Raw genomic sequence first — 14,281 nt, 5'->3', positions numbered from 1 at the left:
GGGGAATGTTTCGAGTGTAGACGGGCATTGCGGGGGAGGGGTGGTGCGGGGGCAGTTAATCTGTCGAGTTAAATCGATACAAAACAAAACCCCCGGCCTGGGCCGGGGGTTCTGGTATCACTCGTCGAGGAAGGAGCGCAGATGCTCGCTTCGCGTCGGGTGGCGCAACTTGCGCAGCGCCTTGGCTTCGATCTGACGGATCCGCTCACGGGTCACGTCAAACTGCTTACCGACTTCCTCAAGGGTGTGGTCGGTATTCATGTCGATGCCGAAACGCATGCGCAGTACCTTGGCTTCACGGGCAGTGAGGCCGGACAGTACGTCGCGAGTCGCTTCTTTAAGGCTCTCAACGGTGGCGACATCGATTGGCGACTGCATGGTCGAGTCTTCGATGAAGTCGCCCAGATGGGAGTCTTCGTCATCACCGATCGGGGTTTCCATGGAGATCGGCTCTTTAGCGATCTTCAATACCTTGCGGATCTTGTCCTCAGGCATTTCCATGCGTTCGCCCAGCTCTTCCGGGGTCGGTTCGCGACCCATTTCCTGCAACATCTGCCGGGAAATACGGTTGAGCTTGTTGATCGTCTCGATCATGTGCACCGGAATACGGATGGTGCGGGCCTGGTCGGCGATCGAGCGAGTGATCGCCTGACGGATCCACCAGGTGGCATAGGTCGAGAACTTGTAGCCGCGACGGTATTCGAACTTGTCCACAGCCTTCATCAAGCCGATGTTGCCTTCCTGGATCAGATCGAGGAATTGCAGGCCACGGTTGGTGTACTTCTTGGCGATGGAGATCACCAGACGCAAGTTCGCTTCAACCATCTCTTTCTTCGCGCGGCGGGCCTTGGCCTCACCGATCGACATGCGACGGTTGATGTCCTTGATCTCGGCAATCGTCAGACCGGTTTCGGTCTCAAGCGCGGTCAGCTTCTGCTGGCAACGGATGATGTCGGGCTGCAGGCGACCAATGGCTTCGGCGTATTTCGCCTTGCCCTTGGCCAGTGCGTCGGTCCAGCTTTCGTCAACTTCGTTGCCCGGGAACTGGCGCAGGAAGTCGGCACGCGGCATGCGTGCATCACGCACACACAGCTGCATGATTGCGCGTTCTTGTGCACGCAGACGCTCAAGGGCGCTGCGAACACGCTCAACCAGGCCTTCGAATTGCTTCGGTACTAGCTTGATCGGCATGAACAGCTCAGCCAGGGCCAGCAGCTCGGCAATTGCCTGCTTGTTGGCGCGACCGTGCTTTTTCAGGGCCTTGCGGGTGATTTCCATTTGATCGGAAACCGCACCGAAACGCTGGGCAGCAATGATCGGGTCCGGACCGCTTTCGACTTCATCTTCGTCATCGCCGCTGGCTTCAGCGTCGTCGTCTTCGGAATCGTCGTCGGCTTTCGCGGCCTTGGCATCGACAGGCGGCGGTATTTCGGCGGCAGGCGGCGCAATGCCGTCGTCCGGATCGATATAACCGCTGAGGACGTCGGACAGGCGGCCACCTTCGGTGGTGACGCGAGTGTACTCGGAGAGAATGTGGTCAACCGTGCCTGGGAAGTGCGCGATTGCGCCCATCACTTCACGGATACCCTCTTCGATACGCTTGGCGATTTCGATTTCGCCTTCACGTGTCAGCAACTCGACGGTACCCATTTCACGCATATACATGCGCACAGGGTCAGTCGTGCGACCGATGTCGGTCTCCACCGCGGCCAGCGCGGCAGCGGCTTCTTCAGCGGCTGCCTCGTCGGTATCGGCGTCGGCCAACATAAGGGCGTCCGCATCCGGAGCACTCTCGTGTACGGGGATCCCCATGTCGTTAATCATGCGGATGATGTCTTCCACCTGCTCTGGATCTGAAATATCCTCAGGCAGGTGATCGTTGACCTCTGCGTAAGTCAGATACTTCTGCTCACGACCAAGGGTGATCAACTCTTTGATACGAGACTGCTGTTGCGCTTTTCCGGACATAACACCCTATCCACTGAAGGTCTTGGCGGGCAAAAAACAAGCCGAGGATTATACCCGAGCTATGACCTCACACGCCAGCTGAGGTCGGGTTTGATGCGGAAACATTCTGTTTTAAGAGGTCGCGCATCTGTTTTGCTATCTGAATTTGCTCTTCAGCCGACAATCCCGGCTGCCTTGCTCTCTTGATCAGTTCATCGAGGGTCTGCGTGTGCTGACCCGCGGATAACCTAGTAATGGTGTCTAAAAACTGTTGTTCAAGGTTATCGCCGTCAATTAGCCACTCCTTTTCCGCGAGGGCTTTCAACAAGCGGCCTTGTTCGGTTCCATGCCAACGAGCCATCAGCTGAATAGAGTTTAGCTTAGGATTTTTCTGCACGGCTTCGATCAGGGCGATCAGCACCTGGGCGTAAGTGTTGCTCTCGTTGGCAAAATGTTCGGCACTTTCAACCTTGCCCGCCAGTTGCGGGTGGTGGATAAGCGTGCGCAGGGCAATCAACGTCGGTGCCTCCACGGCAACCGGCGTGCGCGGGGCGTAGGCTTCGTCGCGATCACCGCGCTTGCCATTCTTGCTCCAGGGCTTCTTGTCCCATTTCTTGCCGCCGGCGCCGGGTTTTTTCGGCGTCCATTCCTGCTGTGGCGCGTAGGCCTCCTGCGGTTGATGGAAATCCGAATAGTCCGGCATGGCGTCGTAATCCATGCCTGGGTCGTAGGCAGGCGGCGCGTCCTGCGGGGCGTTGTGCACCAGCTGGCTGACGGCTTCACCGCTCAATCCGGTGATTTCGAGCAGGCGCATGCGCATCAGCGATTTCAGGTTCGCGCCTGGGACTTTGTCGATCAGCGGCGCAGCGAGGGTGGCCATGTGGGCCTTGCCTTCAAGCGAGCGTGGATCGGCTTCTTCGGTCAGTTGCTGGAAGAAGTAGTCGGCCAGCGGCTGTGCATGTTGGTTGATGCGCGCGCGGAACGCGTCGGTGCCTTCGGAGCGGACCAGGGTGTCCGGGTCTTCGCCTTCGGGCAAGAACAGAAAGCGAGCGCGGCGCCCGTCCTGCAGGCTCGACAGCGTGGCTTCGAGGGCGCGCCAGGCGGCGTTGCGGCCGGCCTGGTCGCCGTCGAAGCAGAACAATACGCTGGGCACCACGCGAAACAGGCGCTTCATGTGTTCTTCGCTGGTCGCGGTGCCAAGGGTGGCCACCGCATTGCGCAGGCCTTGCTGAGCCAGCGCGATCACGTCCATGTAGCCTTCAACCACAATGATTTCATCGAGGTTGCGGTTGTTCTTGCGCGCCTCGAACAGCCCGTACAGCTCCTGGCCCTTGTGAAACACCGGGGTTTCCGGGGAGTTCAGGTATTTGGGCTTGTCGTCACCCAGCACGCGGCCGCCGAAGGCGATGATGCGGCCCCGGCTGTCGCGGATCGGAAACATCACGCGGTCGCGGAAACGGTCATAGCGCTTGCCGGTCTCGGCGTTTTCCACCAGCAGGCCGGCATCGATCATGGCTTTTTGCTGCAGGGTGTCGCTGCTCAGGTGCTTGTAGAGGTTATCCCAGCCCGGCGGGGCGAAACCGAGGCCGAAGTCACGGGCGATTTCACCGGTGAGTCCGCGACCCTTGAGGTAGTCGACGGCGGCCTTGCGCTGCGGATGGCTTTTAAGCGCCTGACGATAGAAGTCGGCAGCGGCCGTCAGCAGCGGGTACAGCGGCGAATCGGTAGGCTGGCGCGGTTTGTGCGCACGGCCACTTTCCTCGCGGGGGATTTCCATGCCGGCGGCTTTGGCCAGTTCCTCGACGGCCTGGGGGAAGTCCAGGTTGTCGTGGTCCATGATGAAGCCGAGGGCGTTGCCGCCGGCGCCGCAGCCGAAGCAGTAGTAGAACTGCTTGTCAGGGCTGACGCTGAACGAGGGGGTCTTTTCTTTGTGGAACGGGCAGCAGGCGGTGTAGTTCTTGCCGGCCTTCTTCATTTGCACGCGCGAGCTGACAACATCGACGATGTCGGTGCGGTTCAGAAGGTCGTCAATAAAGCTCTGGGGAATCAGCCCGGCCATGGCGTTCTCGTCATCACTGCGTGTAAATGAGGGCCCGTGAAGTGTTCAAGCGCGCGTATCGAGTGCTCGAGCATCTAGCGTCTGCATGGGGTGTACGGAAGTGTATCTGCCGAATATTCACTGACGTTAGTTTCTAATCAGTCTTCGGTGTGGAAATGTTGCCCTGACGCCCGGTATTGGCCAACGGTGGGCCTCGGAAACGCCTTGATGGGCACAGTCGATCCAGTTGATCGCCTGTTTATGGAATAAGTGTGCTCGTCAGTAGCCTTGTTAGGCTCGTCAGAAGAGACGTGCACCGCTGGCAGAAGAGCCAGTCCTGACGTGTGAAGCAGTGTCTCGGTCGCGTGTGCGGCGTCGACGGTGAAGCATCAAGCGATATCCGCAAATGCCAACAGCCCGGCTGAGGGCCGGGCTTGGCAGAAGCTTGCTACGAACGTCTGTGTATTAGTACAGACGAACGGCGCGGCGCTGCTCGCGCTGAACTTTCTTGGCGTGACGCTTAACAGCGGCTGCTGCTTTACGCTTACGCTCAGAAGTTGGCTTCTCGTAAAATTCGCGGCTACGAACTTCAGCCAGAACACCGGCTTTTTCGCAGGAGCGCTTGAAACGACGCAGAGCTACGTCGAAGGGTTCGTTCTCTTTTACTTTGACGGCTGGCATCCAGAGCTACCTTCTTTCATTACCGGGATCAACGTTCTCGTCGCAAAAAATTCGCGGCTGAGGTCGTCGGTTTTTAAGGGTTGCGGATGTTAACCCCTCATTGCCCGGAATGCAAAGCCTCTGATCGAAAACCGCTAGTCGGGAGGGGGAGTGGCGACTATTATGCGCGCCTTCGAATTCAGCCTCTACAAGGCGCAAACCCATGCTAGTACTGGGACTTGAAACCTCCTGCGACGAAACCGGTGTCGCACTTTACGACAGTGAACGCGGGCTCCTGGCCGATGCGCTGTTCAGTCAGATCGACCTGCACCGCGCTTATGGCGGCGTGGTGCCCGAGCTCGCCAGCCGTGATCACGTCAAGCGCATGCTGCCGTTGATTCGCCAGGTGCTGGACGAAGCCGGTTGCGTGCCGACCGAGATCGACGCCATTGCCTACACCGCTGGCCCCGGATTGGTCGGAGCCCTGCTGGTTGGGGCCTCTTGCGCCCAGGCGCTGGCCTTCGCCTGGGGGATTCCGGCCCTGGGTGTGCACCACATGGAAGGCCATTTATTGGCGCCGATGCTGGAAAAAACCCCGCCGCAGTTCCCGTTCGTCGCTTTGTTGGTTTCCGGCGGTCATACGCAGCTGGTCCAGGTCGACGGGATCGGCCAATACACGTTGTTGGGCGAGTCGCTGGATGACGCTGCCGGTGAAGCATTCGACAAGACCGCGAAGATGATGGGGCTCAATTATCCCGGTGGTCCGGAAATCGCCCGGCTCGCTGAAAAGGGCGTGCCGGGCCGCTACACCTTCCCGCGCCCGATGTGCGATCGGCCGGGCCTGATGTTCAGCTTCAGCGGCTTGAAAACCTCGGCGCTGAACACCTGGCAGCAGAGCGTCAGCGCCGGGGACGACAGTGAGCAAGCCCGTTGCGACATCGCGCTGGCGTTCCAGCAGGCCGTGGTGGAGACTTTGACCATCAAGTGCAAGCGTGCCCTGAAACAGGCTGGTATGAAGCGCCTGGTGATCGCAGGCGGCGTCAGCGCCAACAAGGCCTTGCGCGCTTCGCTGGAGAAAATGCTCGGCGACATGAAGGGTGATGTGTTCTACGCGCGGCCGGAGTTCTGCACCGACAACGGCGCGATGATCGCCTATGCCGGTTGCCAGCGCCTGCAGGCCGGGCAACATGAAAGCCTGGCGATCAGCGTGCAGGCACGTTGGCCGATGGAGCAGTTGTCACCGCTGTGAGGTGCAGCGTGGGCCGCGCGCATTGGGGGTATTTAAAAATGCCGTTCGCGCCCGGCAAACAGGTCGCGTAAATTGCCCCGGTGGCGCCAGACGATCAGCAGCGTCAACACGCTCATCGGCAGCAGCGCTGCCGGTTCCTGCCAGGCCAGCAACGGCAGGGTGAGCGGGGTGGCGATCAATGCGGCCAGTGAGCTGGTGCGGGTCAGGTAGAACGTCAGCAGCCAGGCCAGCACGGCCAGCAACGCCGCCGGCGGGTAGATCCCCAGCAGCATGCCGGCTGCCGTCGCGACCCCTTTGCCGCCGCGAAAGCGGAAGTACAGCGGAAACAGATGGCCCAGGACGGCGCACACGCCCACCCAGGCCTGCTGCTGCAGGGACAGGCCGGCAGCATTGGCGATCAGTACGGGCAAGAGGCCCTTGCAGACGTCGCCGAGCAACGTCAGGACGGCAAGTTTCTTGCCCGCCAGGCGCAACATATTGGTGGCGCCGGCATTGCCTGAGCCACTCATTCGCGGGTCGGGATTTCCCGTCAGGCGGCTGAGCAAAATGGCAAAGGACAGCGAGCCGAGCAGGTAGGCGAGAATCGCCAGTGACCAAAACATGCTAACTATTCCGGGCGAGGACGCCCTGATTCTAACGGGGCATCGCGCCCTTGTCGTGCTGCGGAGAAGAGTGCTTGGACAGAGTGTTTATCGAAGGCCTGGAAGTCGACACCGTGATCGGGGCCTACGACTGGGAGCGTGGCATTCGCCAATGTCTGCGTCTGGACCTGAGTTTTGCCTGGGACAATCGCCCGGCGGCTGCGGGTGACGACCTGACCCTGGCCCTGGATTACGCCAGCGTGTGCGCGCGTATCCAGGCCTTTGCCGAGCAGTCCCAGTACCAACTGGTGGAAACCTTCGCCGAGCGCCTGGCCGAAGTGCTGATGAGTGAATTCCAGATTCCCTGGCTGCACCTCAAGTTGACCAAGCCGGGAGCCGTGCCGGCTGCCAAGGGCGTGGGCGTGGAGATCGAGCGCGGATGTCGCTAACTCAGGTGTACCTTGGTCTCGGTAGCAATATCGAGCGCGAGCCGCGTTTGCACGCAGGCCTGGACGCCCTGGCGAGCTTTTTGACGGATATGCGCTGCTCGGCGGTGTTCGAAAGCCAGCCGGTGGGCATCAAGAGCGGGCCCTTTTTCAACCTGGTGGTGTCGGGCTATACCGACCTGCCGTTGATGGAGCTGGACCGTCGGCTCAAGTTCATCGAGGCCGATAACGGTCGCTATGCGCCAGACCGCAAGGGCCTGCCGCTGGACATCGACGTGCTGCTGTATGGCGAACTGGTGGGCAATTTCGATGGTTTGATCCTGCCGCGTGCGGAGATCCTGAAGAATGCGTTTGTGCTGTGGCCGCTGTCGTTGATGGCGCCGGAGCGTGTGCACCCTGAGGTCGGCAAGACCCTGGCTGAGCTGTGGCGCGATGCGCAGATTGACCAGGTGCTGGCCCCGGTCGCGTTTGAGTGGCAAGGCCAGCAACTGACGCCGAACACGCTCCTGTAGAAGTCCGGCTTGCCGGCGATAGCGACCGCGGATACACGATCGCCGGCAAGCCGACTGCTACAGGGCGTGGTGTTCCTTGTAGATTTTTAATGCCTTGAGCCGTTCGCGCTTGAGTGCCTCGCCCAACTCCGGGCCTTTGAAACCCTTCTCCAGCAAGGGCGCGACTGCAACTTCGCGCGCGACCTTGGCCGCGCCGCGCAAATAATCCGCCTGTGGATAACTCCTTTGCTCCAGACCTTTACGGCCTCGCGCGTCCATCTCACAACTCACCACAAACTCTTCAAAGCGCTGCGGCCGCCGGTAGGCATCGAAACTCTGCAGCAAATCAAGGAGTGTCGAGGCTTTGAGCTCCAGCGCGCGATGACCATGGGTGTGATACTGGCCGACCAGCAGTGCCAATTCCTGGCAGTCCCTGGGCACTTTGAAGCGCTCGTTGACCGCCTTGATCAGCTTCAAGCCCCGGTGTTCGTGGGCAATATGCTGTGGCAACTTATCCACAGGCGTTAATCCCTTGCCCAGGTCATGCAGCAGGCAGGCCCAGCGCACGGTCAGCGGCTGTTGGTGCAAGGCAGCCTGCTGCAGCACGCTCAAGGTGTGTACACCGGTGTCGATCTCGGGATGATGGGCTTCGGGTTGTGGCACGCCGAACAGTGCGTCCACTTCCGGCATCAATGTTTTCAGCGCGTTGCAGTCTCGCAGGACCTGGATAAAGACCTGTGGCTGATCTTCCATCAGTGCGCGGGAGATTTCTTTCCAGCTGCGCTCTGGCGTGAGGGCCTCCAGTTCACCGGATTCGCTGAGCTGACGCATCAGTTCCAGGGTCTCAGGTGCGACGGTGAAGCCCAGGTGTGCGTAGCGCGCGGCAAAGCGGGCAACACGCAGTACACGCAGGGGATCTTCGGCGAACGCGGGGGAAACGTGGCGCAAGATGCGCGCTTCAAGGTCGCGTTGGCCGTGGTAAGGGTCGGTCAGGCTGCCGTCGTCGTCTTCGGCCATGGCGTTGATGGTCAGGTCGCGGCGGATCAGGTCTTCTTCCAGCGTGACCTCGGGGCTGGCGTGGAATACAAAACCACCATAACCCCTGCCGCTCTTGCGTTCAGTGCGGGCCAGGGCGTATTCATCGCCGTTTTTCGGGTCCAGGAATACCGGGAAGTCAGCACCCACCGGCTTGTAGCCCTTGGCGAGCATCTCTTCGGTCGTTGCACCGACGACGACACGGTCGATATCGGTGACCTCGATGCCCAGCAGGCGGTCCCGTACGGCGCCGCCGACTTTGTAGATTTTCATGAAAAAGCCTCCATTAGCGGCACAGGATACCGCCTGTGCCTGACCAATGGAGGCTTTGCTGTTTCAGAGATGAACGACGGCCAGGTCCAGGCGGCCGTAGTCGTTGTCGTTGTGATCGCTGCGCGGTGGCACGTGGTGGGTCTTCATCACCTGATCGCCCTGCAGGGTCTCCAGATGGATGTCGAACCCCCACAGCCGGTGCAGGTGCTTGAGCACTTCCTCGGTGGATTCACCCAGCGGTTTGCGGTCGTGCTGCTGATGGCGCAGGGTCAGCGAGCGGTCGCCACGTACGTCGATGCTGTAGATCTGCACGTTGGGTTCACGGTTGCCCAGGTTGTACTGCGCCGCCAGGGTTTCGCGGATCACGCGATATCCGGGTTCGTCATGGATGGCTGGTACCACCAGGTCATCCTTGAGGTCGTCATCCAGAATACTGAACAGCTTGAGATCGCGAATAACCTGAGGCGACAGGTACTGCAGGATGAAACTCTCGTCCTTGAAGCTGCTCATGGCGAACTTGATGGTCGAGAGCCAGTCGCTGCCGGCGATCTCCGGGAACCAGCGGCGATCCTCCTCGGTGGGGTGTTCGCACATGCGCCGGATGTCGCGGTACATGGCAAACCCCAGGGCATACGGGTTGATGCCGCTGTAGTACGGGCTGTCAAAGCCCGGCTGGAACACCACACTGGTGTGGGACGTGAGGAACTCCATCATGAAGCCGTCAGTGACCAGGCCTTCGTCGTACAGGTCGTTCATCAAGGTGTAGTGCCAGAACGTCGCCCAGCCTTCGTTCATCACCTGGGTCTGGCGCTGTGGATAAAAATACTGGGCGATCTTGCGCACGATGCGCACGATTTCCCGTTGCCATGGCTCCAGCAGCGGCGCGTGTTTTTCCAGGAAGTACAGGATGTTTTCCTGAGGTTCGGCGGGGAAGCGTGCATTGTCTTTGTCGTTGTTTTTGCCAGCCTTTTTAGGAATGGTGCGCCACAGGTCATTGATCTGCTTCTGCAGATGCTCCTCGCGCTCCTTCTGGCGCAGGCGTTCTTCCTCGGCGGAAATCGGATAAGGGCGTTTGTAGCGGTCAACGCCGTAGTTCATCAGGGCGTGGCAGGAGTCGAGCAGGTCTTCCACCGCGTCGATGCCGTGGCGTTCCTCACACTGCATGATGTACTGCTTGGCGAATACCAGGTAATCGATGATCGAGCTGGCGTCGGTCCAGGTGCGGAACAGGTAGTTGCCCTTGAAGAAGCTGTTGTGGCCATAGCAGGCGTGGGCCACCACCAACGCCTGCATGCAGATGGTGTTTTCTTCCATCAGGTAGGCGATGCACGGGTCGGAGTTGATCACGATCTCGTAGGCAAGGCCCATCTGCCCGCGGGTGTAGGACTTCTCGGTGCTGAGGAAGTGTTTGCCGTAGGACCAGTGGTGGTAACCCAGAGGCATGCCGACAGAGGCGTAGGCATCCATCATCTGTTCGGCGGTGATCACTTCGATCTGGTTGGGGTAGGTGTCCAGGGCATAACCCGCCGCGATGCGGCTGATTTCCCGGTCATAGGCCTGGATCAGTTCGAAGGTCCATTCAGACCCCGTGGAAATGGGTTGGCGCTTATGCTCTTTTTTGGCGGTCATGTCACTAACCTGCGCTGGAAGAGTTCACGGAAGACCGGGTAGATATCGCCGGCCGAGACCAGTTGCTGTTGCGCGAATGTATCGGCAAAGGCTTCGCCGATGCGCTCGTATTCGAACCACAGGGCCTGGTGCTCACGGGGGGTGATCTCGACGTACGTGTAGTACTGCACGAACGGCATGATCTGGTTGATCAGGATGTCGCGGCAGATCGGTGAATCGTCGTTCCAGTTGTCGCCGTCGGAAGCCTGGGCGGCGTAGATGTTCCACTCGTTGGCCGGGTAGCGTTCGGCCATGATCTCCTGCATCAGCTTCAGGGCGCTGGAGACGATGGTGCCGCCGGTTTCCCGTGAGTAGAAGAACTCCTCCTCGTCGACTTCCCGGGCGCTGGTGTGATGACGGATAAACACCACGTCGATCTTGTCGTAGTTCCGCTTCAGGAACAGGTACAGCAGGATGAAGAACCGCTTGGCGATGTCCTTGGTTGCCTGGGTCATGGAGCCGGACACGTCCATCAGGCAGAACATCACGGCCTTGGAGCTGGGGTTGGGCTGCTTGACCAGCAGGTTGTACTTGAGGTCGAAGGTGTCGAGAAACGGCACGCGATGGATGCGCGCGCTGAGTTTTTCGATTTCCGCTTCCATTTCCTGAATATCGCCGAAGTTGTCCGGTTCTTCGCGTTTCAGGCGTGCCAGTTCTTCCTTGGCTTCCTTCAGTTTGGCGCGGCTGCTGCCGGACAGGGCGATACGCCGGGCGTGGGCCGAGCGCAGGGTACGAATGATGTTGATCCGGGACGGGTTGCCCTCGTTGCTGATCCCGGCGCGTACGGTCTTGTAGGTATCGGTGCCGGTCAGGTTGCGCTTGACCAGGTTGGGCAGCTCCAGGTCCTCGAACATGAACTCGAGGAACTCTTCCTGGGTGATCTGGAACACGAACTCATCCATGCCTTCGCCGGAATTGCCGGCCTTGCCCGGGCCCTTGCCGCCGCCACCGCCTTGGGGGCGCTGGATATGTTCGCCGGTGGTGAATTCCTTGTTGCCGGGATGCACGACGGTCTGTTTGCCGCCCCGGCCATGGTGAAGCACCGGTTCGTCGATGTCCCTTCCGGGAATGCTGATCTGTTCGCCATGCTCCATGTCGGTGATGGAGCGGCGGCTGACGGCCTCTTCAACGGCCTTTTTGATGTGGTCACGGTAACGCCGCAGGAAACGCTGGCGGTTTACCGTGCTCTTGTTCTTGCCATTGAGGCGTCGGTCGATCACATAGCTCATGGGGAGCCCTCCGGGCAGCTTCACGTTACAAGCTTCAAGCCGCGAGCTGGAAGCTTAGAGACAAGCGGTCAGCTGCCAGGCCAAAGACCTGGCAGCGCACGCCTGCCGCTGCCTTACTGCGATTTACGAACTCGCAGGTACCACTCGGAGAGCAGCCGTACCTGTTTGTCGGTGTAGCCACGCTCGACCATTCGTGTGACGAAGTCGTTGTGTTTTTGCTGATCCTCCTTGCTGGCCTTGGCATTGAAGCTGATGACCGGCAGCAGATCCTCGGTGTTGGAGAACATTTTCTTCTCGATGACCACCCGCAGCTTCTCGTAGCTGAGCCAGGTGGGGTTCTTGCCGTTGTTGTTGGCGCGGGCGCGCAACACGAAGTTGACGATCTCGTTGCGGAAATCCTTCGGATTGCTGATGCCGGCGGGTTTTTCGATTTTTTCCAGTTCCTCGTTGAGGGCCACGCGGTTGAGGATTTCGCCAGTTTCCGGGTCGCGGTATTCCTGGTCCTGGATCCAGAAGTCGGCGTACAGCACGTAGCGGTCGAAAATGTTCTGGCCGTATTCGCTGTAGGACTCCAGGTAAGCCGTCTGGATTTCCTTGCCAATGAACTCGATGTAGCGCGGTGCCAGGTATTCCTTGAGGAAGCGCAGGTAGCGCTCGCGGGTTTCGGCCTGGAATTGTTCCTGTTCGATCTGCTGCTCCAGCACATACAGCAAGTGCACCGGGTTGGCGGCAATCTCATGGGGGTCGAAGTTGAAGACCTTGGACAGGATCTTGAACGCGAAACGTGTCGACAGGCCGTTCATGCCCTCATCCACACCTGCCGTGTCGCGATATTCCTGGATCGACTTGGCCTTGGGATCGGTGTCCTTGAGGTTTTCGCCGTCGTATACGCGCATCTTCGAATAGATATTCGAGTTCTCCGGCTCCTTGAGGCGCGACAGCACGGTGAACTGGGCGAGCATCTTCAGGGTGTCGGGTGCGCAATGCGCCTTGGCCAGGGAGCTGTTGAACAGCAGCTTGTCGTAGATCTTGATCTCATCGCTGACGCGCAGGCAGTACGGCACCTTGACGATGTAGATCCGGTCGATGAAGGCCTCGTTGTTCTTGTTGTTGCGGAAGGTGTGCCATTCCGATTCGTTGGAGTGGGCCAGCAGGATCCCGGTGAACGGAATCGCGCCGAGGCCTTCGGTACTGTTGTAGTTGCCTTCCTGGGTGGCGGTGAGCAATGGGTGCAGCACCTTGATCGGCGCCTTGAACATCTCCACGAACTCCATCAGGCCCTGGTTGGCCCGGCACAGTGCGCCCGAGTAGCTATAGGCGTCGGCGTCGTTCTGTGGGAATTCTTCCAGTTTGCGGATATCGACCTTGCCGACCAGCGCCGAGATGTCCTGGTTGTTCTCGTCGCCAGGTTCGGTCTTGGCCACGCCGATCTGGTTGAGGATCGATGGGTAGAGTTTCACGACGCGGAACTGGCTGATGTCGCCGCCGAACTCTGCCAGGCGCTTGGTGGCCCAGGGCGACATGATGGTGTTGAGGTAGCGGCGTGGGATGCCGAAGTCTTCTTCGAGGATCGCGCCATCTTCCGTGGCGTTGAACAGGCCCAGGGGCGACTCGAAGACCGGTGAGCCCTTGATGGCGTAGAAGGGCACCTTCTCGATCAGTTGTTTGAGTTTTTCGGCCAGGGACGATTTACCGCCGCCGACGGGGCCGAGCAGGTAGAGGATCTGTTTCTTCTCCTCCAGGCCTTGGGCGGCGTGGCGGAAGTAGGAGACGATCTGGTCTATGCATTCTTCCATGCCGTGGAAGTCTTCAAAGGCCGGATAGCGGCGGATCACCTTGTTGGAGAATATTCGCGACAGGCGCGAATTGTTGGCGGTTTCCACCAGCTCCGGCTCGCCAATCGCCAATAGCAGGCGCTCGGCGGCAGACGCGTAGGTGCTGCGATCCTGTTTGCACAGCTCGAGATACTCTTGAAGCGTGAGTTCTTCCTGCTGTGTGGATGCGAAGCGTTGTTGGAAGTGGCTGAAAATACTCATGACGTCGTCACCTCGCTCGATACGTGGAGCCGACGCCGGATCAATCAGTCGATGCTGGCAGTCATTGACGAACGCCAATGGCCGTTTTCCCCCCAGAACACCCTGAAACGCTACCGATGACCCGCACGCCGGTGTACCGGCTCTCCCCTGATTCGGATGGCCTGCGCTTAAGGATAGTTCGGAATCGGAGAGGTCAAGGCGCGATGCGCAATTAGTTTGGCTGCGCCGTTCGTCAGAAGCGGCGCGAGCCCAAGCGTCACGCGGGGTAGCGGGGTGTGAAAAAAATTATTGCGAATCCCCTGAAGCAATTTCTGCAGGATACGTCGTACGCCACAGCTCAAAGCCACCGTCCAGGCTGTAGACGTCGGAGAAGCCCTGGCTGACCAGATAGGCGGCCGCGCTCTGGCTGGAGTTGCCGTGGTAGCAGGCCACGATCAGCGGCGCGTCTAGGTCGGCGGCGCGGATGAAATCGGCGATGTTGACGTTGTCCAGGTGCTGGGCACCGGTGATGTGACCTGCCACATACGTCGGCTGGTCGCGGATGTCGACCACCACGGCACCTTGCTCGCGCAGGGCCTGGGCTTGTTCGGGAGGGATACGTTTGAATTCGCTCATGGCGGGCTCCTTG

The 14,281-nt window shown here is 59.8% G+C and carries 12 protein-coding genes; 3 read left to right on the top strand and 9 right to left on the bottom strand.

Annotation, left to right across the window (positions count from 1 at the left end):
- Nucleotides 1-117: 117 nt before the first annotated feature.
- The 3 genes from rpoD to rpsU form a co-directional block, all read right to left on the bottom strand.
- On the bottom strand, nucleotides 118-1,968 hold the full coding sequence (rpoD, locus tag AC07SI_RS20585; protein WP_495006410.1) for an RNA polymerase sigma factor RpoD: 1,851 nt from the start codon (nucleotides 1,966-1,968) through the stop codon (nucleotides 118-120).
- A 67-nt stretch (nucleotides 1,969-2,035) separates the two neighbouring features.
- Nucleotides 2,036-4,006, bottom strand: coding sequence for a DNA primase (gene dnaG / locus AC07SI_RS20580; RefSeq protein ID WP_065904655.1), 1,971 nt, complete (start codon nucleotides 4,004-4,006; stop codon nucleotides 2,036-2,038).
- Nucleotides 4,007-4,450: 444 nt separating this feature from the next.
- A complete protein-coding gene (gene rpsU / locus AC07SI_RS20575) occupies nucleotides 4,451-4,666 on the bottom strand; it encodes a 30S ribosomal protein S21 (RefSeq protein WP_002551877.1) in 216 nt (71 codons plus the stop codon).
- Nucleotides 4,667-4,868: 202 nt separating this feature from the next.
- On the opposite strand from rpsU, the gene tsaD reads away from it, so the two are divergent.
- Nucleotides 4,869-5,894 carry a tRNA (adenosine(37)-N6)-threonylcarbamoyltransferase complex transferase subunit TsaD gene (gene tsaD, locus AC07SI_RS20570; protein WP_065904654.1) on the top strand — a complete coding sequence of 342 codons (1,026 nt, stop codon included), beginning with the start codon at nucleotides 4,869-4,871 and terminating at the stop codon, nucleotides 5,892-5,894.
- Between the two features lie 32 nt (nucleotides 5,895-5,926).
- Here the strand turns inward: tsaD and plsY are convergent, their stop codons facing one another.
- On the bottom strand, nucleotides 5,927-6,496 hold the full coding sequence (gene plsY, locus AC07SI_RS20565; RefSeq protein ID WP_065904651.1) for a glycerol-3-phosphate 1-O-acyltransferase PlsY: 570 nt from the start codon (nucleotides 6,494-6,496) through the stop codon (nucleotides 5,927-5,929).
- Between the two features lie 74 nt (nucleotides 6,497-6,570).
- Between plsY and folB the strand changes: the two genes are divergently transcribed.
- Both folB and folK read left to right on the top strand, forming a co-directional pair.
- Nucleotides 6,571-6,924: a dihydroneopterin aldolase gene (gene folB, locus AC07SI_RS20560; RefSeq protein ID WP_495006409.1), complete on the top strand. Its 354-nt coding sequence runs from the start codon at nucleotides 6,571-6,573 to the stop codon at nucleotides 6,922-6,924.
- Nucleotides 6,915-7,433 carry a 2-amino-4-hydroxy-6-hydroxymethyldihydropteridine diphosphokinase gene (folK, locus tag AC07SI_RS20555; protein ID WP_065904649.1) on the top strand — a complete coding sequence of 173 codons (519 nt, stop codon included), beginning with the start codon at nucleotides 6,915-6,917 and terminating at the stop codon, nucleotides 7,431-7,433. Before folB ends, folK begins: the two co-directional genes overlap by 10 nt.
- A gap of 57 nt (nucleotides 7,434-7,490) precedes the next feature.
- Here the strand turns inward: folK and AC07SI_RS20550 are convergent, their stop codons facing one another.
- The 5 genes from AC07SI_RS20550 to glpE all read right to left on the bottom strand — a co-directional run bounded on the left by AC07SI_RS20550 (nucleotide 7,491) and on the right by glpE (nucleotide 14,268).
- A complete protein-coding gene (locus AC07SI_RS20550) occupies nucleotides 7,491-8,720 on the bottom strand; it encodes a multifunctional CCA addition/repair protein (protein WP_495006408.1) in 1,230 nt (409 codons plus the stop codon).
- Nucleotides 8,721-8,783: 63 nt separating this feature from the next.
- Nucleotides 8,784-10,349 (bottom strand): SpoVR family protein, encoded by a 1,566-nt coding sequence (locus AC07SI_RS20545; protein ID WP_065904645.1) that lies wholly within the window; start codon nucleotides 10,347-10,349, stop codon nucleotides 8,784-8,786.
- On the bottom strand, nucleotides 10,346-11,617 hold the full coding sequence (locus tag AC07SI_RS20540) for a YeaH/YhbH family protein (protein ID WP_065904643.1): 1,272 nt from the start codon (nucleotides 11,615-11,617) through the stop codon (nucleotides 10,346-10,348). The genes AC07SI_RS20545 and AC07SI_RS20540 overlap by 4 nt, the downstream gene beginning before the upstream one ends.
- Nucleotides 11,618-11,730: 113 nt before the next feature.
- Entirely contained in the window at nucleotides 11,731-13,653 is a 1,923-nt protein-coding gene (locus tag AC07SI_RS20535) for a PrkA family serine protein kinase (protein WP_003194732.1), read from the bottom strand.
- A 285-nt stretch (nucleotides 13,654-13,938) separates the two neighbouring features.
- Complete coding sequence (gene glpE / locus AC07SI_RS20530; protein WP_065904641.1) at nucleotides 13,939-14,268, bottom strand: thiosulfate sulfurtransferase GlpE; 330 nt, start codon at nucleotides 14,266-14,268, stop codon at nucleotides 13,939-13,941.
- Nucleotides 14,269-14,281 lie beyond the last annotated feature (13 nt).

This window comes from Pseudomonas sp. GW821-FHT05D12, assembly GCF_059419825.1.
This window is presented reverse-complemented; position numbering and strand designations above follow the sequence as displayed.